Source organism: Lachnospira intestinalis (assembly GCF_040095895.1).
Taxonomy (GTDB): domain Bacteria; phylum Bacillota; class Clostridia; order Lachnospirales; family Lachnospiraceae; genus Lachnospira; species Lachnospira intestinalis.
The window spans coordinates 68,039-91,889 of sequence record NZ_JBBMFS010000011.1 but is presented as its reverse complement, the minus strand read 5'-3'; the positions used below and the strand labels follow the sequence as shown (position 1 = coordinate 91,889).

General features: G+C 41.8%; 32 protein-coding genes and 3 tRNA genes. 32 read left to right on the top strand and 3 right to left on the bottom strand.

Features of this window, described 5'->3' with window-relative positions:
- The 15 genes from WMO37_RS12180 to dnaB all read left to right on the top strand — a co-directional run bounded on the left by WMO37_RS12180 (position 1) and on the right by dnaB (position 10,246).
- A tRNA-Asn gene (locus WMO37_RS12180) sits at positions 1–72 on the top strand.
- A gap of 50 nt (positions 73–122) precedes the next feature.
- Positions 123–194: transfer RNA gene (locus tag WMO37_RS12175), tRNA-Glu, on the top strand.
- 33 nt (positions 195–227) lie between these two features.
- Positions 228–298 (top strand) — tRNA-Cys (locus WMO37_RS12170).
- Between the two features lie 224 nt (positions 299–522).
- The gene (locus tag WMO37_RS12165) at positions 523–1,320 is read left to right on the top strand and encodes a hypothetical protein (RefSeq protein ID WP_022431555.1); all 798 of its coding nucleotides are present in this window, start codon (positions 523–525) and stop codon (positions 1,318–1,320) included.
- 78 nt (positions 1,321–1,398) lie between these two features.
- Positions 1,399–2,325, top strand: a complete 927-nt coding sequence (locus WMO37_RS12160; protein ID WP_022431556.1) for a nucleotidyltransferase family protein — start codon at positions 1,399–1,401, stop codon at positions 2,323–2,325.
- 16 nt (positions 2,326–2,341) lie between these two features.
- Positions 2,342–3,601, top strand: a complete 1,260-nt coding sequence (locus WMO37_RS12155) for a YveK family protein (RefSeq protein WP_349155144.1) — start codon at positions 2,342–2,344, stop codon at positions 3,599–3,601.
- A gap of 15 nt (positions 3,602–3,616) precedes the next feature.
- Positions 3,617–4,195, top strand: coding sequence for a P-loop NTPase family protein (locus WMO37_RS12150; RefSeq protein WP_349155143.1), 579 nt, complete (start codon positions 3,617–3,619; stop codon positions 4,193–4,195).
- The gene (locus WMO37_RS12145; RefSeq protein WP_227090390.1) at positions 4,188–4,907 is read left to right on the top strand and encodes an NAD-dependent protein deacylase; all 720 of its coding nucleotides are present in this window, start codon (positions 4,188–4,190) and stop codon (positions 4,905–4,907) included. Before WMO37_RS12150 ends, WMO37_RS12145 begins: the two co-directional genes overlap by 8 nt.
- Before the next feature lie 12 nt (positions 4,908–4,919).
- Positions 4,920–5,099, top strand: coding sequence for a DUF951 domain-containing protein (locus WMO37_RS12140; protein ID WP_022431560.1), 180 nt, complete (start codon positions 4,920–4,922; stop codon positions 5,097–5,099).
- Positions 5,100–5,199: 100 nt separating this feature from the next.
- The gene (gene rpsF / locus WMO37_RS12135; RefSeq protein ID WP_022431561.1) at positions 5,200–5,487 is read left to right on the top strand and encodes a 30S ribosomal protein S6; all 288 of its coding nucleotides are present in this window, start codon (positions 5,200–5,202) and stop codon (positions 5,485–5,487) included.
- A gap of 51 nt (positions 5,488–5,538) precedes the next feature.
- Positions 5,539–5,997 carry a single-stranded DNA-binding protein gene (locus tag WMO37_RS12130; protein WP_022431562.1) on the top strand — a complete coding sequence of 153 codons (459 nt, stop codon included), beginning with the start codon at positions 5,539–5,541 and terminating at the stop codon, positions 5,995–5,997.
- Between the two features lie 17 nt (positions 5,998–6,014).
- A complete protein-coding gene (gene rpsR / locus WMO37_RS12125; RefSeq protein ID WP_022431563.1) occupies positions 6,015–6,278 on the top strand; it encodes a 30S ribosomal protein S18 in 264 nt (87 codons plus the stop codon).
- 109 nt (positions 6,279–6,387) lie between these two features.
- A complete protein-coding gene (locus tag WMO37_RS12120; protein ID WP_022431564.1) occupies positions 6,388–8,448 on the top strand; it encodes a DHH family phosphoesterase in 2,061 nt (686 codons plus the stop codon).
- Between the two features lie 2 nt (positions 8,449–8,450).
- Positions 8,451–8,900, top strand: a complete 450-nt coding sequence (rplI, locus tag WMO37_RS12115; protein WP_349155142.1) for a 50S ribosomal protein L9 — start codon at positions 8,451–8,453, stop codon at positions 8,898–8,900.
- The gene (gene dnaB, locus WMO37_RS12110) at positions 8,900–10,246 is read left to right on the top strand and encodes a replicative DNA helicase (RefSeq protein ID WP_022431566.1); all 1,347 of its coding nucleotides are present in this window, start codon (positions 8,900–8,902) and stop codon (positions 10,244–10,246) included. Before rplI ends, dnaB begins: the two co-directional genes overlap by 1 nt.
- A 109-nt stretch (positions 10,247–10,355) precedes the next feature.
- On the opposite strand, the gene fdxA is transcribed toward dnaB, so the two are convergent.
- Entirely contained in the window at positions 10,356–10,526 is a 171-nt protein-coding gene (fdxA, locus tag WMO37_RS12105; protein ID WP_022431567.1) for a 4Fe-4S ferredoxin, read from the bottom strand.
- Positions 10,527–10,794: 268 nt separating this feature from the next.
- Here fdxA and WMO37_RS12100 point away from each other — a divergent pair, with 268 nt between their 5' ends.
- The 3 genes from WMO37_RS12100 to WMO37_RS12090 all read left to right on the top strand — a co-directional run bounded on the left by WMO37_RS12100 (position 10,795) and on the right by WMO37_RS12090 (position 11,631).
- Complete coding sequence (locus WMO37_RS12100) at positions 10,795–11,073, top strand: carbon storage regulator (RefSeq protein ID WP_349155141.1); 279 nt, start codon at positions 10,795–10,797, stop codon at positions 11,071–11,073.
- Positions 11,074–11,153: 80 nt separating this feature from the next.
- Positions 11,154–11,327 (top strand): hypothetical protein, encoded by a 174-nt coding sequence (locus WMO37_RS12095; protein WP_349155140.1) that lies wholly within the window; start codon positions 11,154–11,156, stop codon positions 11,325–11,327.
- 97 nt (positions 11,328–11,424) lie between these two features.
- Complete coding sequence (locus tag WMO37_RS12090) at positions 11,425–11,631, top strand: DUF1858 domain-containing protein (protein WP_022431570.1); 207 nt, start codon at positions 11,425–11,427, stop codon at positions 11,629–11,631.
- 100 nt (positions 11,632–11,731) lie between these two features.
- Here WMO37_RS12090 and WMO37_RS12085 read toward each other — a convergent pair whose 3' ends face one another.
- Complete coding sequence (locus WMO37_RS12085; protein WP_349155139.1) at positions 11,732–12,592, bottom strand: adaptor protein MecA; 861 nt, start codon at positions 12,590–12,592, stop codon at positions 11,732–11,734.
- Between the two features lie 158 nt (positions 12,593–12,750).
- Between WMO37_RS12085 and WMO37_RS12080 the strand changes: the two genes are divergently transcribed.
- The 8 genes from WMO37_RS12080 (at position 12,751) to WMO37_RS12045 (ending at position 20,099) form a co-directional block, all read left to right on the top strand.
- Positions 12,751–14,202, top strand: a complete 1,452-nt coding sequence (locus WMO37_RS12080; RefSeq protein WP_349155138.1) for a serine/threonine-protein kinase — start codon at positions 12,751–12,753, stop codon at positions 14,200–14,202.
- Complete coding sequence (locus WMO37_RS12075) at positions 14,156–14,815, top strand: CpaE/TadZ family protein (RefSeq protein WP_349155137.1); 660 nt, start codon at positions 14,156–14,158, stop codon at positions 14,813–14,815. The genes WMO37_RS12080 and WMO37_RS12075 overlap by 47 nt, the downstream gene beginning before the upstream one ends.
- A gap of 251 nt (positions 14,816–15,066) precedes the next feature.
- Complete coding sequence (locus WMO37_RS12070) at positions 15,067–16,773, top strand: glycosyl hydrolase family 18 protein (RefSeq protein ID WP_349155136.1); 1,707 nt, start codon at positions 15,067–15,069, stop codon at positions 16,771–16,773.
- 52 nt (positions 16,774–16,825) lie between these two features.
- A complete protein-coding gene (gene cwlD, locus WMO37_RS12065; RefSeq protein ID WP_349155135.1) occupies positions 16,826–17,572 on the top strand; it encodes an N-acetylmuramoyl-L-alanine amidase CwlD in 747 nt (248 codons plus the stop codon).
- Positions 17,573–17,609: 37 nt separating this feature from the next.
- On the top strand, positions 17,610–18,665 hold the full coding sequence (locus WMO37_RS12060) for an L-threonylcarbamoyladenylate synthase (protein ID WP_022431576.1): 1,056 nt from the start codon (positions 17,610–17,612) through the stop codon (positions 18,663–18,665).
- A gap of 81 nt (positions 18,666–18,746) precedes the next feature.
- Positions 18,747–19,175 carry an arsenate reductase/protein-tyrosine-phosphatase family protein gene (locus tag WMO37_RS12055; RefSeq protein WP_264473969.1) on the top strand — a complete coding sequence of 143 codons (429 nt, stop codon included), beginning with the start codon at positions 18,747–18,749 and terminating at the stop codon, positions 19,173–19,175.
- Positions 19,156–19,581 carry a ribose 5-phosphate isomerase B gene (rpiB, locus tag WMO37_RS12050; RefSeq protein ID WP_227090400.1) on the top strand — a complete coding sequence of 142 codons (426 nt, stop codon included), beginning with the start codon at positions 19,156–19,158 and terminating at the stop codon, positions 19,579–19,581. The genes WMO37_RS12055 and rpiB overlap by 20 nt, the downstream gene beginning before the upstream one ends.
- A 32-nt stretch (positions 19,582–19,613) precedes the next feature.
- Positions 19,614–20,099, top strand: coding sequence for a deoxycytidylate deaminase (locus tag WMO37_RS12045; protein ID WP_022431579.1), 486 nt, complete (start codon positions 19,614–19,616; stop codon positions 20,097–20,099).
- Positions 20,100–20,274: 175 nt separating this feature from the next.
- Here WMO37_RS12045 and WMO37_RS12040 read toward each other — a convergent pair whose 3' ends face one another.
- Entirely contained in the window at positions 20,275–20,784 is a 510-nt protein-coding gene (locus WMO37_RS12040) for a ribonuclease FAU-1 family protein (protein ID WP_022431580.1), read from the bottom strand.
- 193 nt (positions 20,785–20,977) lie between these two features.
- Between WMO37_RS12040 and WMO37_RS12035 the strand changes: the two genes are divergently transcribed.
- The 6 genes from WMO37_RS12035 to atpH are packed head-to-tail and all read left to right on the top strand — an operon-like array spanning position 20,978 to position 23,824.
- Positions 20,978–21,274, top strand: a complete 297-nt coding sequence (locus WMO37_RS12035) for an AtpZ/AtpI family protein (RefSeq protein ID WP_349155134.1) — start codon at positions 20,978–20,980, stop codon at positions 21,272–21,274.
- On the top strand, positions 21,249–21,653 hold the full coding sequence (locus tag WMO37_RS12030; protein WP_349155133.1) for an ATP synthase subunit I: 405 nt from the start codon (positions 21,249–21,251) through the stop codon (positions 21,651–21,653). Before WMO37_RS12035 ends, WMO37_RS12030 begins: the two co-directional genes overlap by 26 nt.
- A 16-nt stretch (positions 21,654–21,669) precedes the next feature.
- Positions 21,670–22,386, top strand: a complete 717-nt coding sequence (gene atpB / locus WMO37_RS12025) for a F0F1 ATP synthase subunit A (protein ID WP_022431583.1) — start codon at positions 21,670–21,672, stop codon at positions 22,384–22,386.
- A gap of 39 nt (positions 22,387–22,425) precedes the next feature.
- On the top strand, positions 22,426–22,683 hold the full coding sequence (gene atpE, locus WMO37_RS12020; RefSeq protein WP_022205028.1) for an ATP synthase F0 subunit C: 258 nt from the start codon (positions 22,426–22,428) through the stop codon (positions 22,681–22,683).
- Positions 22,684–22,736: 53 nt separating this feature from the next.
- Positions 22,737–23,288 carry a F0F1 ATP synthase subunit B gene (gene atpF, locus WMO37_RS12015; RefSeq protein WP_022431584.1) on the top strand — a complete coding sequence of 184 codons (552 nt, stop codon included), beginning with the start codon at positions 22,737–22,739 and terminating at the stop codon, positions 23,286–23,288.
- Positions 23,276–23,824: an ATP synthase F1 subunit delta gene (gene atpH, locus WMO37_RS12010; RefSeq protein ID WP_022431585.1), complete on the top strand. Its 549-nt coding sequence runs from the start codon at positions 23,276–23,278 to the stop codon at positions 23,822–23,824. The genes atpF and atpH overlap by 13 nt, the downstream gene beginning before the upstream one ends.
- Positions 23,825–23,851 lie beyond the last annotated feature (27 nt).

Sequence of the window (23,851 nt, the reverse complement as noted above, 5' to 3'; positions counted from 1 at the left end):
TCCTCGATAGCTCAATGGTAGAGCACTCGGCTGTTAACCGAGTTGTTGTAGGTTCGAGCCCTACTCGGGGAGTTTATTTTATAAATGAGTAGGACTACTTGTCCATTCTCCCTATGAAATAAGGCTCCATGGTCAAGCGGTTAAGACACCGCCCTTTCACGGCGGTAACAGGGGTTCAAATCCCCTTGGAGTCATTTTTTACTAATGAATTGCATAGTATAGACTATGGCGACATAGCCAAGTGGTAAGGCGTGGGACTGCAACTCCCTGATCATCAGTTCGAGTCTGATTGTCGCCTCTCTAAGGATCTCATAAGTTTCGGCTTATGAGATTTTTTGCATTTATGGAGAATATCTGTTTTCATAAAAATGTATTTATGCTATAATATGCATAAACAATGAGCCGTGCCGTACGGAAGGATAGAAAAGAACTGTGCTCGCACAAAGTTCTTTTCTGGACTTTCGGATGATAGGGCGAACGCCCTCATGCACGGATTAAGACAGGCAAAGCAGGGTAAAAGATATGAGAAAAAAATTCATGATAAAGATGGCTTCTATTGGGGCAGTGGTTCTGCTAGCTGCCGGAATGGCTGCGTGCGGAAAAAAGACGGAAGCAGTAATTACAACAGATGGTGAAGAATTTTCCGAACCGGAAAAGGAATATCCTACCGTGGCACAAAGCCGTGCCAAAAAGTTTTCATATAATGATTTAACAGTAGGAAAACTCGAGTATCTGATGACAGAAGATGAAGTGATAAAGATTTTAGGCGAGCCGGTCACATCGTATAATGCGAATGAAAAAAGCACGGCAGCCCAGACGGAAGTCGTCAAAGAAAAAATTTATTCGTATAACGAGCTGACACTTATTTTTTCGGAAATTAAGGGGAAATATGTTTTGACGGCGGCAGCTTCGGTCGGAGAAAACGATACTTTTTCAAGAGGTCTTAAAGTCGGAGATTCCGTAGATAAAATTTATGATGGATATTACAGGGATGCCGACTATATGAATCATACCTACTATTCTGACGATAAGACTGCGGTTATGGGCAAGATGCTTTATGGCAGCTTTACTATGGATGCATTGGAAAATGTCAAGACAAAAGACAAGGTAGAATATGGCGTGATTAATTATAATGGGGCTTCATCACTTGAAACAGCTGAAACGTATATTGTAGAGTTTACGTATTTTGAACCGCCGTATCAGAGCGGTATTGCAGCAGTGACGGATGATTTCGCCCAGATTGCATTTGATATTGATGATAAGGGTATCATTACGGCAATCCGGTGGTATTATTATCCGGAAGAAGAATCTGCGGAATAAAGCTTATTAAAGGGCAGAAAGCAGCGCTTTTAATAAATAAATGAAGAAAATAATATACGATAAAGGAGTATGAACAAAATGAAATCAACAACATTAGTCATCATGGCAGCAGGAATGGGAAGCAGATTCGGGGGCGGAATCAAGCAGCTTGAAGCAATGGGTCCAAACGGCGAAATTATCATGGACTATTCCATTTATGATGCTATTGAAGCAGGATTTAATAAAGTAGTTTTTGTAACAAGAAAAGATTTACTTGCAACATTTAAGGAAGTTATCGGTGACAGAATTGCAAAGGTCATTCCTGTAGAATATGCATTTCAGGAACTCTCAGATGTACCGGAAGGATTTTCTGTACCGGAAGGCAGAACAAAGCCATGGGGAACAGGTCAGGCGGTTCTTGCATGTAAGGGTATTGTCAATGAGCCGTTCCTTGTAATTAATGCAGATGATTATTACGGAAAAGAAGCATTTAAACTGATTCATGATTTCCTTGTATCAGACCATGCTGAAAAGGCAGAAAAACAGTATGACTTCTGTATGGCAGGATTTATCCTTGGCAATACATTAAGTGATAATGGTGCCGTTACAAGAGGAATCTGCGTTGTTGATGAAAATGAACATTTAATCGGTGTCAATGAAACAGGTGGCATTGTAAAGACTGCAACAGGTGCAGCATGCGATGACAAGGACGGCAACCAGACAGCATGTGACCCGGCAAGCCATGTATCCATGAATATGTGGGGCTTTACACCGGATTTCTTAGACGAACTTGAAAGCGGTTTCCGCACATTCTTATCAGAGCAAAAGGAAGGCGATATTAAGAGCGAATATCTGCTTCCTACGATTGTAGACCAGTTAATTAAGTCCGGCAGAGCCAATGTATCTGTTCTTGAAACAACAGATAAGTGGTTTGGTGTTACATATAAGGAAGATAAGCCGGTTGTAGTAGAGTCTATTAAGAAACTGATTGCAGAAGGAAAGTATCCTGAAAAACTGTACAAATAATAAGGAGTAAGGGCAAATGAAAAAGTTTGCAAGATGTGTTCTCATATTAATATTTGTCATCATTGTCAGCGGTGCCTGCGGTTATTTTTACGAAGACAAGACATTGACAACGATGTATACCTCAACAACACAGCTTTATGTAGTACCGGGAGAGGAAAATGAAGCAACTGTCAGAGCAGTAAATGGCGGACTCAAAGATGATTTTATCATTGTTTTTAAGAGCAATGTTGTTATTCAGGAAGCGCAAAGAATTGCAGGAACATCAGAAGATATTGCATCATATCTTACGGTGTCTTCACCGGCAAACAGTAATATCGTTGAGATTACCTGTACCAATCCGGACCAGAATACGGCAAAACAGTATGTGGATGCGGTTGCAAAGACTGCATTAAAGACAACCAGCATTATTCCGGTAAAGTCCATTCAGATTTTATCAGAAGGAACCTCTACGAATACACCGGTGAAGCCGGATTTATACCGTAATACGCTGATGATTGCAGGCGCGTGCGGAGCAGTCTGTGCAGTGCTTGAAATCATTATTGTCCTGATACTGTGTGCATTTAAAAAGCCGGAAGACCATTCAGATGATGAATTTGAATATGAAAAATATTACGGCAAATATGCAGCCTTGCGTGCACCGCAGCCACAGCAGTTTATTGATGATAAAAAGCATGAGGAAGAAAAGCGGGAAGATGACAATGTAAAACAAAGCCATGAGCCGCAGCCACAGAAAAAACATTCTGAACCGCAGGAAATGAAAGACATTTTAGAAGATTTTGACGAAGATTATGCGGAAGAAGATGAAGATGTGTTTGCCGATGACGCTTTAGAAGACGAAGATGAACCGGAAGAAGCGAAGGCATTACAGGAAGCGGCAATTACGCAGGAAGAAGCCGGACAGGAACCGGATTCACAGATGAAAGTTTCACAGCAGGAAGAAAAACAGGAAACGGCAGAAACGTCGGAGGACACTCATCCGGATACAGAGGAAGATGTATTTGCAGATGCCACATCTGATGATGATGAAACTGATGATGAATTTGACGGTGATATCTTGGAAGGCGATGTCGTAGAAGATAATGACTCAGACGATGATGTTATACAGGAAGACGTTGTAGAAGAAGATATCGTGGAAGATGTTTCAGACGAAGCTGCTGCAGCAGAAACCGGAACGGATAAAGCGAAGGTGGCGGAAGTACCGGAAGAAACCGCAATTGATATATACCGCGTGGGACAGCAGTCCAGCAGCCGGGTAATTGCAAGAATTCAAAAGTAAAGGCAGGTTTTGTAAGTGTTTAGTGTTAATATTGATAAATTAATAAAAATGACACCGCTGGAAGCAGAAAGCTATGCAAAAGCTGCGGATTCACTGGAAAATCTGCTTGCAGATAAAGGAAATATGCTGGCGGTTGTCGGCAGCGGCATGAGTTCTTTTAAACTTGCAGCGGCATTTATGGAAAAAGAAAAACGTGTATTATTTGCCGATGCAGATTTTAGTCAGGAAGTTTTTTTGGGAAAATATAAGCTTGGCAAAAATTTAAAAGGCATTTTTGATTATACACAGGGTGAGGGTACTGCCAAAGATATCATCTGTGTAACAAACCGTGAAAAACTGGATGTTGTGTTTACGGGAAATGTTGAAAACCTGCGTTTTGACGGCACAGCTTTAAAGACGGTGCTTGAAGAATACGCAAAGGAGTATGATCTTGTAGTTGTGCAGTCTGATGAACAGGGCAGAACGGCCGGTGTATGCGATGCAGCCGTTCTGATACTGGAGGAGTCACAGTACAGTGAACTGACTGCCGAAACAAGAATAGCAGAACTTGACAAAAACGGATGTACAGTGTTAGGTGTGATTATTGATGAATGATAAAATGGAGCAGTTTGTAAAATGGGTGGAAGAATCGGATAATATAGTATTTTTTGGCGGTGCAGGCGTGTCCACAGAAAGCGGAATTCCGGATTTTCGGAGTGTGGACGGTCTGTATCATCAGAAATATGACTATCCGCCGGAAACCATTTTAAGTCATTCTTTTTATATGAGGAAACCGGAAGAATTTTTCCGCTTCTATAAAAACAAGATGCTTTTTCCAAAGGCAGAGCCTTCCACAACGCATAAAAAGCTGGCCAAACTGGAAGCAGACGGAAAGTTAAAAGGCATTGTGACCCAGAATATTGATGGTCTGCACCAGAAAGCGGGCAGCCGTCATGTCATTGAACTACACGGTTCGGTATTGCGCAATTACTGTGAGCGATGTCATCAGTTTTATGGACTTGATGCCATTTTACAAAGTGAAGGAGTTCCGAAGTGCAGCTGCGGCGGAAGAATCAAACCGGATGTCGTATTATATGAAGAAGGACTTGATGAAGAAAACATTGAAGAGGCAGTCCGTTTAATCCGGGAAGCCGACATACTCATTGTAGGCGGCACTTCGCTGGGGGTTTATCCGGCAGCCGGGTTGATTGATTATTACCGCGGACATAAGCTGGTACTTATCAATAAATCCGAAACACCGTATGATAACCGGGCAGACTTGCTGATTCATGATGCCTTAGGTGAGGTATTTTCAAAAATTGGATAAACAGGAGTGCATATGGATTATCAGGTTGGAGATATTGTACAACTCAAAAAAAAACACCCCTGCGGAAGCAGTGAATGGGAAATTTTACGCGTAGGGGCAGATTTTAAGCTGAAATGCTGCGGCTGCGGTCATGAAATAATGGTCAGACGCTCGCTTGTAGAAAAGAATACAAAAAATTTAAAAAAGGCTTGAAATCATTTTAGATATATGATAAAATCATATCTTGTGATATATATTCCTTGTTCCTCTCTAATAGAGGGACCAACAAGACCAGAAGGAGGTGCGACGTAGAATGAATAAGTATGAATTAGCATTAGTTGTTAGCGCAAACGTCGATGAGGAAGTAAGAAATGCCACAGTTGAACAGGTGAAAGAATTAATCACTCGTTTCGGCGGTACAATTACTGACCCGGGTACATGCGAAAAGAAGAAGCTTGCATACGAAATCCAGAAGATGAGCGAAGGCTTCTACTGCTTCATTAAGTTTGATGCAGATGCAGCTTGCCCTGCTGAAGTAGAAAGCAGAATTCGTATCATGGAAAATGTAATCAGATTCTTAATCGTAAAAGACGGAGAATAATTGATTTTGATGTTTGGCTTACAACTCTTTGAATAGAAGAGGAGATTAAGTATGAACAAAGTGATATTAATGGGTAGACTGACCAGAGAACCGGATGTTCGTTATTCACAGAACTCTGACGGCTCTATGGCAGTTGCAAGATATACATTAGCTGTAGACAGAAGACGTGCTAGAACCAATAGCGACGGCGCTGAGCAGACTGCTGATTTTATCAGCTGTGTTGCATTTGGCAGACAGGGTGAATTTGCTGAAAAGTATCTTCATCAGGGAACCAAGATTGCCATTACCGGCAGAATCCAGACAGGAAGCTATACGAATAAGGACGGACAGAGAGTTTACACGACTGATGTAGTTGTTGAAGAACAGGAATTTGCAGAGAGTAAATCTTCAGCAGCAGCAAATAGTGGTGCTGCCTATACACCATCAAGACCGGAACCAAGTGCGGCAGCCGGAGATGGATTTATGAATATTCCTGATGGAGTGGAAGACGAAGGTTTACCTTTTAACTAAAACAGGAGGTAAATGAAATGCCAGAAAAGAAGTCTGAAAGACCAGAAGGTCAGATGAGAAGAAGACCAATGCGCAGAAGAAAGAAAGTATGTGCATTTTGTGCAGATGCCAACAAGGCTCTGGATTATAAAGATGTTGCTTTATTAAAGAAGTATGTTTCTGAAAGAGGAAAAATCCTTCCAAGAAGAATCACAGGAAACTGTGCAAAGCATCAGAGAGCTCTTACAGTAGCTGTTAAGAGAGCAAGACACGTAGCATTAATGCCATACAGCATTGATTAATTAGTGGATTGAAAAGCCATGATATCGAAAGGTATCATGGCTTTTTTGTTTACTTTAAATACGAGAAATGATATAATAGTATCACTTTAGGGTTATTGGAGAAGTTGCGATGTTTAATAAAAATGACGGAACCAAAGCGTTTAAACCGGTTGGCAGACTGCGGGTATTTTTTGCGCTGCCGTTTTATATTGCTGTCCTGCTGATTGTGTTAAATATAGTTTTATATTTTATTGACTTTCCGGCGGCAACAGTCATGTCTGTATTTATGGTATTTTATATTGCCATTTATTTATATATGCAGCTGGCATTAAAACCGGGCATTATGCACGATATTATCGCTTTTTCATCAAATTATTCACAGGTGCAGCGGCAGCTTTTATATGAGCTGAGTGTGCCATACTGCCTGTTAGATACCAATGGCAGAGTGATGTGGCTGAATAAGGCAATGTGTGCCTGCATTAATAAGAAGAAAGATTTCAAGAAAAACATATCAACGCTTTTTCCTGAAATTACTGCCAACATTTTCCCGACAGGAGAAGAGCCGAAGGAAGTACGCATTACGTATGAAGAGCGGGATTACTGTGTGGAAATGAAGCGGATTAGCGCCGATATGCTGTTACAGGATGTCGGACTGGTGGAAAGTGACGATAAAGACTCGTTTATTGCACTGTATATGTTTGATGAAACCGATGTCAATATGTATCTTCAAAAGTTAAATGACGAACAGTTTGTTGCAGGGCTGATTTATATTGACAATTATGAAGAAGCCTTAGAGAGTATTGATGATGTGCGCCGTTCGTTATTTATCGGTCTGATTGACAAGCGTGTCAACAAGTATTTTGCAACCGGAGCGGCAGTTGTGCGGAAACTGGAAAAGGATAAGTATCTGGCAGTTTTCCGGTATAAATATTTAGAAAAGCTGCTGGCGGATAAATTCAGCATTTTAGAGGATATTAAAAGTGTAAAAATCGGCAATGAGATGACACTGACTTTAAGTATCGGTATTGGAACGGGTGCAGATAATTATGCGGGAAATTATGATCTGGCAAAAGCCGCAATGGATCTGGCACTGGGACGCGGCGGCGATCAGGCAGTGGTCAAAAAGGGCGACAAGATTTTATATTACGGCGGTAAGAGCCAGCAGATGGAGAAAAATACCCGTGTAAAGGTGCGTGTAAAAGCACATGCGTTAAGGCAGATTTTAGATACAACGGACAATGTGCTTGTTATGGGACATAAGCTGGCGGATATTGATTCCTTTGGTTCGGCAATCGGTATTTATACCATCTGCCGCAAGCTCGGCAAAAATGTGCATATCGTCATCAACGAGGTTACAAGCAGTGTCAAACCGTTTATGAAACGTTTTATTGGCAAGGACGAATATCCGGAAGATTTATTCCTTTTAAAAGAGGAAGCACCGGAGTATGTGGATGCGGCAACGGTGGTAATTGTGGTCGATGTCAATAAGCCGCAGCTTACGGAATGCCCGGAACTGCTTGATAAATGTAAAACCATCGTTGTATTTGACCATCACAGACAGTCCAGTGACCAGATTACGGGAGCGGTGCTGTCTTATGTAGACCCGTATGCCTCTTCCGCTTCTGAAATGATTACGGAAATGATTCAGTATGTGGACGATAACATTAAGATTAAGGCATTTGAAGCTGATGCATTGTATGCCGGTATTAATATTGATACGGATGGTTTTAATAGCAAGTCAGGACCAAGAACATTTGAAGCGGCAGCATTTTTAAGACGGCATGGTGCGGATGTGACGCGTGTGCGTAAAATGCTCCGCAATGATATGGACGAGTATAAGGCGGTCGCACATGCGGTCAGCAGAGCGGAAGTATACCGTGATGCATTTGCAATTGCAATCTTTAATGGCGAAGGACTGGAAAGCCCGACAATCGGTGGTGCAAAAGCGGCAAACCAGCTTTTGGATATTTCGGGAATTAAAGCCTCATTTGTCATTACAGAATATAATGAAAAAATTTATATCAGTGCAAGGTCTATTGATGAGGTCAATGTCCAGCTTGTCATGGAAAAATTAGGCGGCGGCGGGCATATGAGCATTGCCGGAGCACAGCTGACAGGCTGTACCGTTAAAGAGGCGGTCGATACCATCAAAGAAACACTGGATAATATGCTTGCGGAAGGAGAAATATAGAAATGGAAGTTATTTTATTAGAAGATGTAAAGTCATTGGGTAAAAAAGGTCAGATTGTAAAGATTAATGATGGCTATGCAAGAAATTTTGTACTGCCAAAGAAGTTAGGTTTAGAGGCAACACCAAAGAATTTAAACGATTTAAAATTGCAGAAAGCAAGAGAAGCCAAAGAAGCAGCAGAAGAATTACAGGCAGCAAAGGAACTGGCAGTAAAGGTAGAAGAAAAGCCGGTACGCCTGACCATGAAGACCGGTGAAGGCGGAAAGACATTTGGTACAATTTCTACAAAGGAAGTTGCTGCCGCTGCAAAAGAGCAGCTGGGTCTTGATATTGATAAGAAGAAAATGAAGCTGGACGAGCCGATTAAGACACTGGGTAATCATATTATTACTGTAAAGCTTCACAAAGATGTTACAGCAAAACTCACTGTTTCAGTAGGGGAAAGTAAATAATGGACGATATTGCAATCACCAGAATTATGCCAAACAGCCTGGAGGCGGAGCAGTCTGTGATTGGTTCAATGTTAATGGACAAGCAGGCGATTATCAGTGCAGGCGAAATCCTTTCGGCAGACGACTTTTATCACAGACAGTATGGAATTATGTTTCAGGCCATGGTTGATATGAACAATGCGGCAAAACCGGTGGATATTGTTACCTTGCAGGAAGCACTCAAGGAAAAGGATGTACCGCCTGAGGTTTACAGTCTTGAATTTATCAGGGAACTGCTGGCAGCCGTGCCGACATCTGCCAATATCCGGCATTATGCGACGATTGTAAAGGATAAGGCGATTTTAAGAAACATTATCCGGGTCAATGACAGTATTGCAACAGCGTGTTACGAGGGTAAGGAAAGTACAGAAGATATTCTTGCCGATACGGAGAAACGTATCTTTGAACTCGTAAAAAATAAAGGCGGACATGAATATATGCCGATTGATAAAGTTGTATTGGAAGCACTGGATAAGATTTCCATAGCTGCCAAAAACAGAGGTGCAGTTACCGGTGTGCCGACCGGATTTAAAGATCTGGACACGTATTTATCAGGCTTACAGCCGTCGGATTTTGTACTGGTTGCGGCGCGTCCGTCTATGGGTAAGACAGCATTTGTCTTAAATGTGGCGGAAAATGTGGCGATTAAGCAGGGCATTACAACAGCCGTATTCAGTCTGGAAATGTCCAATGTACAGCTTGTTAACCGTATGCTCAGTCTGGAATCGACCGTTGATGCGGATAAAATCCGTAAAGGCCGTCTGGATTCCAATGACTGGGGTAAGCTCATTGAAGGCGCCGACAGCATTGCAAAATCGCAGCTGATTATTGACGATACGCCGGGTATTTCGATTGCGGAGCTGCGCTCAAAGTGCAGAAAGTACAAAATGGAAAATAATCTCGGACTGGTAATTATCGATTACTTACAGTTAATGAGCGGAAACGGAAAGACGGATTCCAGACAGCAGGAAATTTCGGATATTTCCCGTTCATTAAAGGCACTTGCAAGAGAACTCGATGTGCCGGTGGTAACGCTTTCACAGCTCAGCCGTGCGGTAGAACAAAGACCCGACCATCGTCCGATGCTTTCGGATCTGCGTGAATCGGGTGCAATTGAGCAGGATGCCGACGTTGTTATGTTTTTATACCGTGATGATTATTACAATAAGGATACAGACATTAAAGGCATTGCGGAAATTATTATTGCAAAACAGAGAAACGGTCCGATTGGTACGGTAAAAATGGCGTGGATACCGGAACAGACCCGTTTTGCGGATTTACTCACAAAAGAACAGATTCCACACTGATGAAAGAAATATTTTTAATATCAAAAAAGAACCGGAAACAAAGAATATCCTTTATTTCCGGTTCTTTTTTTGTGTCTTGAAACACGTTTAATGAATAGTTGTATGTAGTCTACTGTGGGTTTGGAGCGCCTACAGGACAGACACCGGCACAAGCGCCGCAGTCTACACATACATCAGCATTGATTTCCATATGAGAAGCGCCTTCAGAGATAGCTTCTACAGGACATCCAGCTGCACAAGCACCACAATTGATGCAGTCATCGTTAATTACATATGCCATGATTCAATCCTCCTTAGATTTTGTTAGTTCATTATACGATATTTACAGTTAAAATTCAACTATCGGATAATAGTTTCTTTGTTAAGAGTATAAAAAAATGCAACATTTTTTATAAAAAATGTTGCGTTTGCGGAAAGCAATTTGTTTCTGAACGAAACAAATTGACATAATGATAAAAACAAGGAGGTAAAAACCTCTGCTCCTGCTTAGGACAGAATGTGAGCAAGCTCACATGGCATTTTTCCTTCGGAAAAACAAGGAGGTTTGTATGGTAAAGCTTACGTTAAGACCGGGTGAGTTTATTGATATCGGTGAGAATGTCCGTGTGATTTTTTCAGGTGGTTCGGCAAATAACATTCATTTGCTGGTTGATGCACCCAAAGAAGTCAATATAGCAAGAAGCTCAGCCGGAAAGAAAAAGGAACAGCCGGAACAGAGTGCTCGGACATATTACAGGAAAAAAGGTATATCCGAAGAAGCACAGCGTGAGATTGTCAGCATTTTAATGCGCGAAAAGAAGCGCAACGCGGTAAATGAAAAGCCGTGACGGCAGATGAGAAAATCAGTATCATAGAATCAGAATATAACATTGAAGCGAAAAATGAATTGCGAAAGGATGTGAGGAAAGTGAGCGGATTAGGAGAAAGCCTTGTGGAAAGTGCGGCAGAAGAAGCATGGGAACAGAGCAAAATTAAGTTTATCATCAATATGAACGAAAAAGGCTACACAATAGAGCAGATAGCCGACGTTACGGAAAAGAGCAGGGAAGAAGTCGAGGCAGTACTGGAAAAAGAGAAATAATGTGCGGCGGCTTTAAGCAGAGATTCAATGAATACTTGACATTTTAATGGGGCAAGCTTATAGTAGAATCATTACGATAAACAGGAGGAACATATTTATGACAAGAATAACCAAGGATACAACAATTGGCGAAGCAATTCAGTATGATGCAGGGATTGTTTCAATTCTTATGGGTGCAGGAATGCACTGTGTTGGATGTCCGTCATCAGCAGGTGAAACATTAGAAGAAGCTGCTATGGTTCATGGTTTAGACTGTGATGAATTATTACAGGATATTCATGACTATCTTCAGTCAGTAGGTTAATTCATAAATAAAATAAAAGCGGCGGGATTTACGTTTAATCGGTAAATTCCGCCGCTTTTTAGATGATATGCCGGGGGACGGCATACATTATATTTAAAAGCTAAAGTTTTGCCATAACCTGTATTGCACGGTTTTTTATAATGGAATCCATGTGTTCCGTGAAAAATAAAAGGCTGCTGTCCGGAAGATATTCTTTTTTGCCGTATTCGGAAAGAATGTTGCAGGTCTTGTTAAAGTCCACAGAAGAACAGCGGGTCTTTTCCAAAAATACATAGTAGCGCCCGTTGGTATGCTTAAATAAATGACTCTTGTCATTGTATACCGGAAGAACGGCTTTTGCGGCCTCACTGAAGGCATCCAGATTTTCAAAAGAAAAGCAGCGGATGACAGGGGCGTCTTTTTGTGTATCGGCAGACGATTCCGGTTTATTTGCCGCAGGTACGGGGACAGTTCCGGTGCCTTTTGAACCGGATGCCGAGTCTTTATTCAGATAATCATTTAATTTGCTGAAAATATTTAAAACGTCATCTTTAATGGAATCCGCGTCTGTATCAGATTCATTTAACTCATCATTAGCAGATGGCAGTGCATGTGCTGCTGATGCATCAATTGTTTCCATGGAATCATAATCCTCATAGGGGTAATCATAATCCTCATAATCGTCGTCCGGGTCGGACGGCGAAAATTTGGAAAAACGGGTATCCAGTTCTTCCGGATCGTCTACCTTTGTAACAATTAAAACGATACAGTCAGCAGAAACAGGAATTGCTTCAATCATCAGAGGAATATCTTCCGCTTCAAAACCGAATTCATAGGAAGCCTGCTGCATCATATCCTGAAAAAGCTTTTTTGCCTTTTCACTGCCGTAAGCCAGTTCACTGATTTTTAACTGCCGGGCTGCCAGGTCAGATTTATTCAGGGTGCAGCGTATTTGGTTTTCACTTAATTTTTCGATTTTCATATTATCACTTCCTATCACTATTGTCCTAAATTTATAATACCCATTTTTAGTGGATATGTAAAGGTTATATTGATGAATATATTATAAGAAATTGTAAAAAAATAAAAATAAATAAAAGATAATTTTGAAAAAATTTTATCAAAAAAAGAAAAAATATATTGCAAATTCAATATTTTTATAGTATACTCTTTATTGAGCTGGTCAATGATAATTTTATATGCCGATATGGAAAGGAGTGGTCCTATGGTAAATTAATCTCAGAAGCGTATGATATCATCAGTGTGCAGGCACAGACGCATCATTCAACGGTGTATCTTGTAAGGCATAAGAAGCTTAATGTACTGCGTACAGCAAAGTTCGTCAGAAAAGATACCGGCGGATATATGCGAATCCTGCGGGAAGCTGATTTTCTAAAAATTCTCAGACATTCCGGAATCCCCTTAATATATGATATTGCTGAAGATAAAGATAGTATCTGCATAATTGAAGAATTTATATCTGGTAAATCTTTGACAGAATACGTGGCAGAATACAGAATGCTTACAGCTGCGCAGATAACAGACTTTGTGCTGCAGATATGTGACATACTGGAATATTTGCATAGTCAGGGCAGCAAAGGAATGGTTCATCTGGATTTGAAACCGGATAATATTCTGATTACAGATACAGGCAGTGTAAAACTCATCGATTTTGACAATGCAGTCAGGATGGGAGAAAGATATGCCACACATTACGGCAGTATCGGATTTGCGGCGCCGGAGCAGTACCACAGGCTGTATCAGGACTGCCGGGCAGATATTTATAGTCTGGGGATGTTAATTTTGTACATGGACAACGGACATGTACAATGTCACGCAGAATCTCTGCATCATAAGAAGTTTTATCCCATTGTAAAAAAATGTATTCATCACAGTATATGGCAGCGTTACCGCAGCGTGAAACAGGTAAGGCAGGCGGTATACAGTTTACAGGCAGAAAATGAATTATCAGAGAACATAAAAGCTCAAAACATTTCTCTTTATGGCACAAAACACGGTGTCGGGACAACGCACATAGCACTTTGTCTGACGGCATATCTTACCCGGAACGGTTTTCGCGCGGTTTATGTGCAGGAAGCAGATGAAGAAGATTTTATCTGCGAAATCCGTCAAAGCATCTTACAGACTGACGGAACGTTCCGGTGTGGAACAATTGCAGTATGTCCGCAGTATCATGGTGCGGTACAGGCTGACCTGTATGGGTACGACTATATCGTAAGGGACTGCGGCACAATTGCGGGGTTGTCAGCGCAGGCAGACATTAAAATTGTTGTGACAGACTTCGGATACCGCAGAAGGCTGGAGTATGAACGGCTTTTACAGTCAGATAAGGACAGTCTGATTTTTGTGAATCATACAGACGGGAATGTTTTTTATAAAGAAACAGGCAGGCTTGAAATTAAACGGCAGTTTTACAGGATACCGTGTGTCTATGACTGGAACAATGGCAGTAAATTATTAGACAGGGTATTTTTGGAAGCGTTGTCTGCAGTGATTTCTAAACCGTGCCGAAAGCAGGTGAAAGGTGGTGCAGGTGCTGGCCGGAAGTACATTATTTCAAAGAATAAGTAAAAAAAGCACGGCAGTCCGTTGGGGTGCAAAAGCAGTATCACCCTGCGTTATTGCAGTTATGGGTATTGGCGGGAGTGTCGGAACGACACACCTTTGCATGATGCTTGCAAACAGCATGGCAAACGGGCTTAAGGTGCGGACCGCATTTGTTGAGTACGGCGTGCATGATACGGGCAGTGCCTGCCTGCATCTGGCACAAGAAACAAAAAGTCTTTCGGGTGACATTCACACATTTCAATATGCAGGAATTGATTTTTACCGGTGTATTTCGGAAGAAGAACTTATAAAAATTTCAGCAATGAAATACGAGGCAGTCATACTGGATATGAAATATGGCAGCAAAGAGGTGATGACGGAGTTTTTGCGCAGTGATTTAAAGATTGTCGTTGCCGGCATGAATTTATGGCAGGCAGGACGGCTGAAAGCATTTTTAAAAAATGAGAAACTGCCGTCATCGCACTGGCGCTGTGTCACACTGGGTTATGACAGGAAACTGGCAAAAAAGCTGGAAAAAGAATACGGCATCCGGGTTGGGCTGATTCCGGCAGAGCGAAATCCGTTTGAGTTATCACCGGACGGATTTTTGGAACTTGTAAAATTAACAGAGATGTAAAAAGAAACTACAGACATCATACGGTTTATTTACGGACACCGGATTTTAAACCTATGAATATATATCACAAAATTACAAAAGTTTCTGTATGAATCCCCCTTTGTGCAGAAAAAAGGCAGGGAATGGACAAAGAAAGAACATTCCCTGCCCATTTGGTATTGAGAAAAGCCAAAATCTCGTTTATAATTGTCGTACAGTTTTAGTGTACAGGAAAACAGGAACGCCGTAAGGCAGGGTTAAAGGAGAAAATCATGGAACGGGATAGAAAAAGAAAATTATGGAAGATAACAGCGGCAGTATCAGCAGGGATTCTGGTAATTCTTGCAGCGGTGCTGCTGATAAGAAAATATATGCCGACAGGTCAGAAAATGAGCGGATATGATTATTTTAAGACAGATTCGGCAGCAGAAAATGACAGCACACTGGTGATATTGGACAATGAAATACTTTACGATAAAGGGCGCTATATAGACGGAAGGCTGTATTTACAGCAGTCATTTGTACAGGATAATGTCAATATGCGTTTTTATTATGACAAAGAAAGCAATGCGGTTTTGTATTCGGACTGGAGCGCAGTCTATACGTATTATCCGGACGTCAAGGGGTATCGGGACCAGAACGGTAATACGTATGATACGGAGTATGAAGTGATAAAAACGGCAGACGGTGTGATTTATATCAATTTCGAATACATGGCAGCAGTCAGCAACATTTCCTATGAATATGCAAAAGAACCACAGCGTCTGGTGCTTCATACAACCCATGAAGAACAAAATGAAGTGACAATCCGCAAAAACACTGTGGTGCGGTATCGTGCAGGTATTAAAAGCAAAGTACTTGAAAAGGTGAAAAAAGGTACAGTGTGCCAGTACGTGGGTGCGGTAGATGATGACTGGATTGAGGTGATTACGCCGTCCGGTTATCAGGGCTATGTGAAAAAGAATGCGGCTTCGGATGTATACACGGCAGTACCGGAAGATACATATACGGAAGAATACCAGTCCAATCTGTGCGGTTACAAGGTGAATATGACGTGGTTTCAGGTAACACAGCGTGCCGCCAATGCTTATATTGATACGTATTTAGAGGATGTTTCCGGTATTAATACGATTTCACCGACATGGTATTCGATTGCAGACGGCACCGGAGAGCTGACCAGTCTGGCATCGGATACGTTTGTAAGCAATATGCACGCCAGGGGCTTAAAAGTGTGGCCGCTTGTCAATGATTTTAATAATAATGTTGATTATGCAGCGTTTTATTCCAGTAAAACGGCAAGAACGAAGCTGATTAACAACCTGATGCAGGAAGCACGTCAGTATGGTTATGACGGCTACAATATTGATTTTGAATATGTAAAGAAAGATTTCGCGGACGATTATTTACAGTTCTTGCGGGAACTGTCTATCGCATGCCAGAATAACGGGCTGGTGTTATCCGTGGATAATTACAAACCGGCAAACCACAATGCCCATTATGAACTGGCAGAACAGGCGGTTTTTGTGGACTACATTGTGATTATGGGGTATGATGAGCATTACGCAGGTTCAGATGCGGGATCGGTGGCTTCCCTGCCATTTGTGGAGGACGGTATTTCAAGAGCTGTCAGCATGGTACCGTCAGAACAGGTGATTAATGCTGTTCCGTTTTACACGCGCATCTGGACGGAGAATGCCGGGGAAACCAAGAGCCGTGCAGTGGGAATGCAGGCGGCGATGGATGCTATGCAGGAAAATGGTGCAACAGCCGAATGGGACGAAACAACAGGACAGTATTACTGCACCTATGAAACATCCGCAGGAACGGTTCAGATATGGTTTGAAGAAGACCGCTCTATCGGTGAAAAGATGAAATTGTATTCAAAATACAAGCTGGGCGGTGTGGCAGAATGGAAACTGGGACTTGAAACCTCGTCGGTATGGAGTATTATTAGTAATGGACTAAACTACGCATCATAATAGAACGGTACGGTTCATACAATACAGTAAAAATAAGATGTGGCAGGGTAGTTTGAATCGAAAAAGACTGATTACGGGCATGACGGTGATTTTGCTGCTGGCAGTGTATACGGGAATGTATATTGTACTGCCCGCGGCAAGACAGACAGTAGGGAAAAATGAAACGTCAGAGAGCAGGCAGGAAGAAAATCAGACGGCACAGACAGACAGTACCAAAAGAACCGTTGTACTGGACAGCGGGCATGGCGGATTTGATCCGGGTAAAGAAAGCAGCGACGGCATATTAGAAAAACACATCAATCTTGCAATTGCAGAGCAGTTAAAGGAACTGCTGGAGAAAGAAGGAATCCGGGTTGTGATGACGCGGACAGACGATAATGGTCTGTATACAGAGAGTGATTCCAATAAAAAAATTGCAGATATGAAAAAGCGGTGTGCGATTATTGATGCAGCAAAGGCGGATATTGTTGTCAGCATTCATCAGAACAGCTATCAAAGCCCGGAAGTAAAAGGTGCGCAGGTATTTTATTATAAACATTCGGCAGAAGGTAAAAAACTGGCACAGATTTTGCAGAAATCTTTGAAGGAAAATCTGGATACGGAGAATAAGCGGCAGGAAAAAGAAGATAGTACATACTATATGCTGCTGCATACCGGTGCGCCGACTGTGATTGCGGAGTGTGGCTTTTTATCCAATCCACAGGAAGCGGCTCTGTTAAATACTGCCGAATACCGGCAGAAGGTCGCAGAAGCACTCTGCAAAGGAATATTGGAATATTTTACATCTACAGGAAAATGAAGAAAGCGCTGCATACGGCAGCAGAAATGGAAGGAACATGGAAACGATTATTGCACAAATCACAGAAAATGAAGAACAGAATCAAAAAATATATGAGCAGGCATCAGACATTTTAAAAAGAGGCGGTCTGGTAGCTTTCCCTACAGAAACCGTATATGGACTGGGTGCAGATGCGCTTGATGAGGAGGCATCGGCTAAAATTTATGCGGCAAAGGGAAGACCGTCCGATAATCCGCTGATTGTGCATATTGCGGATACAAAGGCACTGGAGGAGCTTTCCTGTGATGTTACCGCACAGGCAAAGCTTCTGGCGGAGAAGTTCTGGCCGGGACCGCTGACCATGATTTTAAAGAAAAGTGACTGTGTGCCAAAATCCATTACCGGCGGACTGGGTACGGTAGCCATCCGTATGCCGAGCCATCCGGTTGCAGCACAGTTAATCAGAACTTCCGGGGTGTATATTGCAGCACCGAGTGCCAATATTTCAGGGAAACCAAGTCCTACAAGAGGAGAACATGTCATTCATGATATGAAGGGCAGAATTGATATGATTATTGTAGACGATACGGTTGATATTGGTGTAGAATCTACGATTGTAGATTTAAGTGAAGATGTTCCTACAATTTTAAGACCGGGTTATATTACAAAAGAAATGCTTTCGGAAGTGCTGGGAGAAGTACGTATTGATCCGGCGATTATGGGCAGTGTAAAGCCGGGCGTTGTACCGAAAGCGCCGGGCATGAAATATAAGCACTATGCGCCCGATGCAGACCTTGCAATTGTAGAGGGTGACATCGATAAAGTTGTAGATAAAATCAACGCACTGACAAAGGAAAAAGAAGCCTTAGGATACCGTGTAGGTATTATGGCAACACAGGAAACAAAAGACCGCTATGAAAGCGGTGTTATAAAAGTAGTCGGCAGCAGAAAAGATGAGGCGACTGTCGCTCACAACCTGTACGCAGCTCTGCGGGAGTTTGACAAACAGCAGGTGGCATACATTTATTCAGAGGGCTTTTCTGAAAATCAGGTAGGGCAGGCAGTCATGAACCGGTTGATTAAAGCCGCCGGACATACTATAATAAATGTCTGAAAGTGACAGAAGCGAGGACTTTCTATGAATACGTATAGCAGAATTTTGTTTGTCTGTGCAGGAAATACATGCAGAGGTCCCATGGCGGCGACAATCATGCAGCAGTTTGTACAGGATATGGGTATCCTTACAGATTCAAGAGGAATGGTTGTCTTGTTTCCTGAACCTTATAATCCCAAGGCGGTTGCAGTCTGTGCGGGACACGGCATGATTATGCCGAGTAACAGTGCAGCACAGCTTGAGAATACGGATTTTGACAACAACACACTGGTACTTGTGATGAATCAGTCAATGAAGCAGAAGATTTATGAAAGCTATGACCGGGCAATTAATGTGTATACGCTCGGGGAGTTTGCCGGAGCGGGCGAAACAGAAATTGCAGATCCGTATGGACGGGGCATTGATGAGTATAACCAATGTTTTGAACAGTTGTATGTATTGATTGAAAAAGCAGCAGAAATAATCAGAAAGAACATGGAGGAAGAAAAAGATGATAGCAATCGGCAGTGATCACGGCGGAGTAGAGTTAAAGGAAAAGGTAATCAAGCATTTACAGGCACGCGGCATTGAGTGTGAAGATACAGGCTGTTACAGCACAGAATCCTGTGATTATCCGGTATATGCAAAGAAGGTAACAGATCTGGTGACATCCGGAAAATGCGAACTGGGTATTTTAATCTGTGGTACCGGTATCGGCATGAGCATGGCAGCCAATAAAGAGGATGGCATCCGTGCGGCATTGTGCCATGACTGTTTCAGCGCGGAAGCCACAAAACAGCACAACAATGCAAATGTATTATGTATGGGTGCAAGAGTAATCGGGGAAGGACTTGCCTGCAAAATCGCAGACATTTTTATTGATACTCCGTTTTCAAACGATGAACGTCATATCAGAAGAATCAGCATGTTTGACTAAATGGCGGATTAGAAGAAAGGTCAGGGAATGCAATGAGCGATAAGAGAAAAGATTACATTTCATGGGACGAGTATTTCATGGGCGTTGCAAAGCTTTCCGCCCTGCGTTCGAAAGATCCGAATACACAGGTGGGTGCGTGTATTGTCAGCGAAGATAATAAAATTCTCTCCATGGGATATAACGGACTGCCAAGGGGCTGCTCCGATGATGAATTTCCGTGGTCAAGGGAAGGCGATCCGCTGGATAATAAATATCTGTATACGGCACACAGCGAGCTGAATGCCATTTTAAATTATCAGGGCGGCACATTGCAGAATGCAAAAATGTATGTGACACTGTTTCCGTGCAATGAATGTGCGAAAGCGATTATTCAGGCGGGCATTAAGACACTGGTCTATGACTGCGACAAGTATTCTGATACGGCATCGGTGATTGCATCGAAAAGAATGCTCAATGCCGCAGGCGTACGGTATTATAAATACGATTCGACCGGAAGAACCGTGCAGATTGAACTGTAGGGTTCCGTGGAAATATGCTGTTTGTGCATGACAGCATGGACAAAAACAGTACAGTGTGTTTAAGGAAAAGTGTAGATAAAAAGGACTGTAAATGACAAAGCGCGAAGAAAAATGCTCAGAGCGTACTGTCAGTTACAGTTCTTAAAAAATTCATGGAAATTGATGTACTTACGTGTTATTGCAGTTTTGATAAATGATTCAAAGCCGGATTTAATACTTCATACCGTTCCAGTTCATCTAAATAATCTTTAAAATCCCCGTTATAAATAATAGAAAGCAGTGCATTGAGGCGGTGCAGGGAAGTTACCAGCATATCATTGCTGATAATGGACATGCGGCAGGCATCTGCCAGTTCATCTAAATCCACAACGCGGACAAAACCGTCATTTTCAATAATAACATCGGCAAGCAGATCGGTAAAAATATAAGTGTCGGTATTTTTATCATAGCTTGTGTCAATAATATCACAGTAAATATAAGCGAGCGTTCCGTTCTCCTTATAAAATTTGCTGATTTTCCAGCCGTGTTTTACGACATAGTAGGATATTCCATAGGAAAATTCTTCCTTTGGATGCAGTGTTTTCCAGCGGGTAATGATATGTCCGTCTGAAATGGACACAATCGTATCATTTTTTAAGTGAATACATTCTGAAGGAATGAGGCGTTTTCGGTAAAGTTCAGGCATAGACCATCCTCCTGTAAAAGTAATTTGTGTAAAATTGTTTCACAACCAAAGTTTATGGGCAAATTATAGCAATTTTTATAGGAAAATTCAATGTAAATGAAAATATTTCTAAAATAAATGCACAAAAATAAATGGACTTTTTTGTCGAGAAATGTTATTATATTAACAAGCATATAGGTCGAAAGGAAAAAATATGAGTGGAAAGGGTTCACCGTATCGGAATATTGTCCTGATTTCGCAGATTGGTATTAATATGCTTGTTCCTGTGTTTATATGTGTAGCGGTCGGTGTATGGCTGGATAACAGATTTCATACATGGTTTACGCTTCCATTGCTGATATTGGGGATTGCCGCGGGAGCCAGAAATGCTTATGCACTTGCGATGGATACTATCAGGATGGACGAAAAAAGACGGAAAAAAGAACAGGAGGAGCAGATTCAAGAAGTTCTGCGAAAGGCGAAGGATGAGAAAAATCATCGACAGGATTAAAGAGTTAAATGAAGTGCTTCCGGAAGTGTTTCTGGTAGATTTGCTTTATCTGCTGGCAGGAGAGCTGGTTATCTGGTTTTTGGTACCCAATAAGCAGATGTGTGCCGTGGGATTTCTTATGGGTGTAGTCTATTCCATATTCTCATCTGTTCATATGAGTTTTCGGATTCGTAAGATTGTTTACGGTCACGCGAATGAATCAAAGACCCTGCTTATCGGATATTTTATCCGTCTTGCAGTGATGCTTGTACTGTTTACAGTATTATATCTGTTTCATATCGGCGATTTATTGTGCGCGCTGATAGGAATGTTTTCTATGAAAGTATCGGCTTATTTACAGCCGTTTACTAATAAAATATTATCAAAAAAAGGAAGGTGAGAAAGTGGGAAGCACAATGATGACATCATTGGTGGCATGCGACAGCAGTTTTATGATTAAGTCGCTCTGTTCATTCCGGATACCCGGGGTTGATTATGACTTCAGTATCAATACCACCCATGTGGCGATGCTTTTAGTGTCTTTGTTTATCCTGATTGTTGCGATTATTGCAAGAGTCAAGATTAATAAAGCAAACGCATCGGATACGCCGGGAATGTTCCAGAATATTATTGAGCTGGTTATAGAGATGCTTGGCAGCATGGTTGATGGAATTATGGGTAGGAATGCCAACAGATTTGTAAATTACATTACAACCCTGTTTATCTTTATCATAATTTCAAACATTTCAGGGCTTTTTGGTCTTCGACCACCAACGGCAGACTACGGTGTTACATTAGCACTGGGTCTGATTACATTTGTACTGGTACAGTTTAACGGTATTAAAAAGAATCACGTTGGGCACTTTACAGCATTGTTTCAGCCAATATGGTTTTTATTCCCAATTAATTTAATTGGTGAGTTTGCTGTACCGCTGTCTCTTTCACTGCGTTTGTTTGGTAATGTTATGTCAGGAACCGTCTTAATGGGCTTGATTTATGATCTGCTCGGACCGTATACGGTAGCGTATCCGGCCCTGCTGCATGCTTATTTTGATTTGTTTTCAGGCTGCATTCAGGCATACGTATTCAGTATGTTGACGATGGTTTATGTCAACGACAAGATTGCCGACTAAGGGCAAAATATTATTCTATTTAAATGGAGGAAATGAAACATGAATATTAGTGGACAGGAATTTATTCAGGCTATGTCAGCAATTGGTGCCGGTATCGCAATGATCGCCGGTGTAGGTCCTGGTGTTGGTCAGGGTATCGCAGCAGGTCACGGTGCAGCTGCAGTAGGTAGAAATCCGGGTGCAAAGTCTGATATCACATCAACAATGTTACTTGGACAGGCCGTTGCCGAAACAACAGGTCTTTATGGTTTCGCCGTAGCGATTATCTTAATGTTTGTACAGCCATTCAAAGGTTAATGCCAACAGATAAGTGTAGAAACATTTAAGCTGGCAGGAAGGAGGCTAAAAACTTGAATAATTTAGGTACATTTGTCGCTTTGGCAGAAGGCGGGCGATTATTTGGACTTGATTTGCAGCTTCTTCTCGACGCAGCAATCACTGCGGTGAACGTATTTATTCTTTTTATTCTGCTTTCTTATATTTTGTATAATCCGGTACGGACGATGCTTAAGAAAAGACAGGATAAGATTACAAGCGACAGAGAAACCGCTGAATCCGACAAGGCAGAGGCTCTCGCATTAAAGAAAGAATATGAAGAGAAGTTAAAAGCAGCTGATAAAGAAGCTGAAAGTATCCTGAGTGAAGCAAGAAAAGTTGCCATGCACAATGAGCAGAAGATTGTTGATGAAGCAAAGCAGGAAGCTGCACGAATCATTGAGCGCGCAAATGCGGAAGCAGAACTTGAGAAACAAAGAGTTGCAGACGAAGTAAAACAACAGATTATTTCAGTTGCTGCTGTAATGGCGTCAAAGTTTGTTGCAAAAGCAATGGATGATCAGGAAAATGATGCTCTGATTGAGCAAACTTTAAATGAAATGGGTGAGAATACATGGCTAAGTTAGTATCAGCAACTTATGGTGATGCGTTATTTGAACTTGCCGTGGAGGAATCCAAAGTAGATTCATTGTATGCGGAAGCAACAGACTGTTTGAAGGTTTTTGAAGAAAACAGCGAGCTTGGCAGATTACTGAATCACCCTAAGATTGATAAGAGTGAAAAAGAAAAGGTTATTGAAAATGCTTTTGGACAGTTTGTTTCAAAGGATATAACCGGTCTGCTTGTGCTGATGGTTTCAAAAGACAGGCAGAAACAAATTATGGAAACACTCCGGTATTTTATCGGCAAAATCAAAGAATATAAAAAAATCGGCAGCGCGGTAGTATCTACAGCAAAGCCGCTGACAGCCGCACAAAAAGAAAAAGTGCTTTCCAGACTGCTTGCAACGACAGGGTATGTGGATTTTGAGATTGATTATATCGTAGATGAGTCCCTCATCGGCGGTATGGTAATCCGAATCGGTGACAGGGTCGTAGACAGCAGTATAAAGACAAAATTAGACGAGTTTGCAAAGGATTTGAAAAAAATCCAGCTGGCATAACTTGTACATTAATAGAAAGAGGGTGCG

Excerpts from the sequence above, each read along its gene's own strand:
- WMO37_RS12030 (WP_349155133.1), top strand. The coding sequence starts at position 21,249 with ATGAGAAAAATCATCGACAGGATTAAAGAGTTAAATGAAGTGCTTCCG.
- WMO37_RS12100 (WP_349155141.1), top strand. The coding sequence starts at position 10,795 with ATGGTAAAGCTTACGTTAAGACCGGGTGAGTTTATTGATATCGGTGAG.
- WMO37_RS12090 (WP_022431570.1), top strand. The coding sequence starts at position 11,425 with ATGACAAGAATAACCAAGGATACAACAATTGGCGAAGCAATTCAGTAT.
- WMO37_RS12070 (WP_349155136.1), top strand. The coding sequence starts at position 15,067 with ATGGAACGGGATAGAAAAAGAAAATTATGGAAGATAACAGCGGCAGTA.
- atpH (WP_022431585.1), top strand. The coding sequence starts at position 23,276 with ATGGCTAAGTTAGTATCAGCAACTTATGGTGATGCGTTATTTGAACTT.
- WMO37_RS12145 (WP_227090390.1), top strand. The coding sequence starts at position 4,188 with ATGAATGATAAAATGGAGCAGTTTGTAAAATGGGTGGAAGAATCGGAT.
- WMO37_RS12055 (WP_264473969.1), top strand. The coding sequence starts at position 18,747 with ATGGCGGCGACAATCATGCAGCAGTTTGTACAGGATATGGGTATCCTT.
- rpsF (WP_022431561.1), top strand. The coding sequence starts at position 5,200 with ATGAATAAGTATGAATTAGCATTAGTTGTTAGCGCAAACGTCGATGAG.
- WMO37_RS12165 (WP_022431555.1), top strand. The coding sequence starts at position 523 with ATGAGAAAAAAATTCATGATAAAGATGGCTTCTATTGGGGCAGTGGTT.
- WMO37_RS12060 (WP_022431576.1), top strand. The coding sequence starts at position 17,610 with ATGGAAACGATTATTGCACAAATCACAGAAAATGAAGAACAGAATCAA.
- WMO37_RS12040 (WP_022431580.1), bottom strand. The coding sequence starts at position 20,784 with ATGCCTGAACTTTACCGAAAACGCCTCATTCCTTCAGAATGTATTCAC.
- atpE (WP_022205028.1), top strand. The coding sequence starts at position 22,426 with ATGAATATTAGTGGACAGGAATTTATTCAGGCTATGTCAGCAATTGGT.
- WMO37_RS12155 (WP_349155144.1), top strand. The coding sequence starts at position 2,342 with ATGAAAAAGTTTGCAAGATGTGTTCTCATATTAATATTTGTCATCATT.
- atpB (WP_022431583.1), top strand. The coding sequence starts at position 21,670 with ATGATGACATCATTGGTGGCATGCGACAGCAGTTTTATGATTAAGTCG.
- fdxA (WP_022431567.1), bottom strand. The coding sequence starts at position 10,526 with ATGGCATATGTAATTAACGATGACTGCATCAATTGTGGTGCTTGTGCA.
- WMO37_RS12035 (WP_349155134.1), top strand. The coding sequence starts at position 20,978 with ATGAGTGGAAAGGGTTCACCGTATCGGAATATTGTCCTGATTTCGCAG.
- rplI (WP_349155142.1), top strand. The coding sequence starts at position 8,451 with ATGGAAGTTATTTTATTAGAAGATGTAAAGTCATTGGGTAAAAAAGGT.
- dnaB (WP_022431566.1), top strand. The coding sequence starts at position 8,900 with ATGGACGATATTGCAATCACCAGAATTATGCCAAACAGCCTGGAGGCG.
- WMO37_RS12130 (WP_022431562.1), top strand. The coding sequence starts at position 5,539 with ATGAACAAAGTGATATTAATGGGTAGACTGACCAGAGAACCGGATGTT.
- WMO37_RS12160 (WP_022431556.1), top strand. The coding sequence starts at position 1,399 with ATGAAATCAACAACATTAGTCATCATGGCAGCAGGAATGGGAAGCAGA.
- rpiB (WP_227090400.1), top strand. The coding sequence starts at position 19,156 with ATGATAGCAATCGGCAGTGATCACGGCGGAGTAGAGTTAAAGGAAAAG.
- WMO37_RS12085 (WP_349155139.1), bottom strand. The coding sequence starts at position 12,592 with ATGAAAATCGAAAAATTAAGTGAAAACCAAATACGCTGCACCCTGAAT.
- WMO37_RS12045 (WP_022431579.1), top strand. The coding sequence starts at position 19,614 with ATGAGCGATAAGAGAAAAGATTACATTTCATGGGACGAGTATTTCATG.
- WMO37_RS12140 (WP_022431560.1), top strand. The coding sequence starts at position 4,920 with ATGGATTATCAGGTTGGAGATATTGTACAACTCAAAAAAAAACACCCC.
- rpsR (WP_022431563.1), top strand. The coding sequence starts at position 6,015 with ATGCCAGAAAAGAAGTCTGAAAGACCAGAAGGTCAGATGAGAAGAAGA.
- WMO37_RS12120 (WP_022431564.1), top strand. The coding sequence starts at position 6,388 with ATGTTTAATAAAAATGACGGAACCAAAGCGTTTAAACCGGTTGGCAGA.